Annotated in this window: 3 protein-coding genes; all 3 read left to right on the forward strand. The window is 59.1% G+C overall.

All coding sequences use genetic code 11. The features are described from left to right. Positions 1–84 precede the first annotated feature (84 nt). The 3 genes from tnpA to tnpC are packed head-to-tail and all read left to right on the forward strand — an operon-like array spanning position 85 to position 2497. On the forward strand, positions 85–519 hold the full coding sequence (gene tnpA / locus HGP12_RS33665; protein WP_205926810.1) for an IS66-like element accessory protein TnpA: 435 nt from the start codon (positions 85–87) through the stop codon (positions 517–519). Continuing rightward, complete coding sequence (gene tnpB / locus HGP12_RS33670; protein ID WP_168841982.1) at positions 512–865, forward strand: IS66 family insertion sequence element accessory protein TnpB; 354 nt, start codon at positions 512–514, stop codon at positions 863–865. Before tnpA ends, tnpB begins: the two co-directional genes overlap by 8 nt. Before the next feature lie 51 nt (positions 866–916). Then, entirely contained in the window at positions 917–2497 is a 1581-nt protein-coding gene (gene tnpC / locus HGP12_RS33675) for an IS66 family transposase (protein ID WP_168841981.1), read from the forward strand. The last annotated feature ends 79 nt before the right edge of the window (positions 2498–2576 follow it).

Genomic DNA, 2576 nt, shown 5'->3' on the forward strand with positions numbered 1-2576 from the left:
CGTAAGCGCGAGTTTCTCCGCACCTTCTTTAGTTGAGTGAGCTTTGGCATGAGGTGTCCGCCTAAAAGAGGTGGACACCTAGTTATGAATGAAGGTCAAAAATTCGCCGTGCGGCTGGTTGGTCGGAATGGGAGACGCCGTTTCGATCAAAGTTCGAAAGACCGCCTTGTCGCGGCCTGCCTTGAACCTGGCGCGTCGGTATCGAAACTCGCGCGCGATCACGGGGTCAACGCAAACCTCGTTTGGAAATGGATACGGAAACACACCCAGGCCCGTCCATTATCGCCGTCTTCGACATCGTCCTTTATTCCGGTTCAAATCACCGCCGCGAGCAGCAAGTTCGACATCGAGATGCCTGCCACGGATCGCGAAGAGCGATTACCGACGGCGGAGAGGAGCGGCCCGCTGTCCTCTCCAGCGAAGGTGAGCGCATCACTGCCGAATGGTGTGAGATTGTCGCTGGAGTGCAGCGACATCAGCGCGTTGACGGCGATAATCGGAGCTCTGGGCCATGTTTAAGCTTGGCGCTGATCTTCAAGTCTATCTGCATCGCGAACCAATCGACTTCCGGGCCGGCATCAACAGCCTTGCGGTTCTGGTCCAGGAGACGATGGCGCTCGATCCATTTGCGCCTGCGGTATTTGCCTTCTGCAATCGCCGTCACGACCGGGTGAAGCTGCTGTTCTTCGATCGCTCCGGCTTCGTGCTTGTCCTGAAGCGGTTGACAGAGGACAAGTTCAGATGGCCACGCCGTGAGGTGCCGGTGGTCATGCTGACGACAGAACAACTGCATTGGATACTCGACGGTATCGATATCGATGCGATGATCCGCCATCCGGTGCGGCAATATCAGATCGCCGGCTGAGAATGGCGAATTGCGATTGACGCGCAGGGGCGGTTCAGATTCAAGAATCTGATGACTCGGACCGGCGAACCAAGCGTTGCAGAGCTGATGGCGCAGTTGGCGGCAAATGCTGCCGAAATCGCTGCGCTTAAAGCCGAGAAGGACGCGCTCTCGCGACGGGTCGTCAAGCTGGAAGAGGAGCTGGCACTGGCAAGGCTGCATCGCTTTGCCCCTCGCAGCGAAAAGCACATCGATCGCCTCTTCAACGAAGCCGAACAGGCTGCAGACGAAGATGACGGTGATGACGTTGTCGATCTCCCGGACACAGGCCTGCCGCCGGTTGAGAGCGCCGTGGGAAAGAAGCGCGGCCGCCGGCCTCTGCCGGAAGACCTCCCGCGCGAGCGTGTCGAATATGACATTCCCGACGTTCAGAAGGCTTGTCCCTGCTGCAACGGCCAAATGCATCGTATGGGCGAGGCCGTTACCGAGCAGCTCCATATCGAGGTCAAGGCAAAGGTCCTGCAGAATGTGCGGTTCAAGTACGCTTGCCGTCATTGCGACCGCACCGGGATCAACACGCCGGTCGTGATCGCTCCAATGCCGCCGCAACCCCTGCCAGGCAGCATCGCCACTGCCTCGACGCTAGCCTTCGCGCTGGTTCATAAATACGTCGACGGCACCCCGCTCTACCGCGTGGCTCAGACATTCGAGCGGGCCGGCGTTCCGATCAGCCGTGGCGCTCTCGCTCACTGGGTCATCGGCTCAAGCCAGAAGCATCTGCACCGCATCTATGACGCGCTGAAGCTGCGGCTCCGATCGCAACCCATCATCCATGGAGATGAGACAACCGTTCAGGTGCTGAAGGAAAAGGACAAGGAAGCCACCAGCACGTCGTATATGTGGGCCTATCGCAGCGACGAGGACAGTGAAGAGCCGATCGTACTGCTCGATTATCAGCCCGGCCGCGGCCAGATACACCCGCAGACCTTCCTCGGTGACTATCGCGGCATACTGATGAGCGATGGTTACACAGCCTGGCGCACATTGGATAACGCAACCCATGTCGGGTGCATGGCCCATTCCCGGCGGCGCTTCGTCGAGGCCCTCAAAACCAGGAAGAATGGAGGCGGACCGCCGGAGCAGGCACTCCGGTTCTTCGAGCAGCTCTACCGGATCGAAAAGCAGGCGCGAGACAAAAAGCCCGACGCCGGTGAAACGCAGGCCGACTGCATTCGCCGTTTCCGGCAACAGCACAGCTTGCCTGTCCTGAACGCCCTAAAGACGTGGCTCGACAATATCGCGCCAAAGGTCGTGCCGGATACCAAGCTCGGCGATGCCGTGTCCTACACTCTGAACCAATGGGATTACCTGACACGCTATACCAGCGACGGCAGGATGCCGATCGATAACAACATTTTGGAACGCGAGATCAGAGTTTTTGCGACCGGAAGAAAATCGTGGCTGTTCAGCGATACCGCCGACGGGGCCAAGGCCAGCGCCGTGATCTACAGTTTGATGCTGACTTGCCGCGCCTGTGGCGTCGACCCACTCACCTGGCTGCGCCACGTGCTCAACGCGTTGCCGCAGCGCGACGAGATTGCCGATATCGGCGACCTGTTACCGTTCAACTTCTCCGGCACCTCCGCGGCCTAATAGAGCTGCATACCGCTCCCGATACGAGGGCGATTTAGCCGTGACGAAGCCGCCAATGCGCATGGAAAATAGCGCTTAC

The organism is Rhizobium sp. P28RR-XV (genome assembly GCF_012641385.1).
Taxonomy (GTDB): Bacteria; Pseudomonadota; Alphaproteobacteria; order Rhizobiales; family Rhizobiaceae; genus Rhizobium.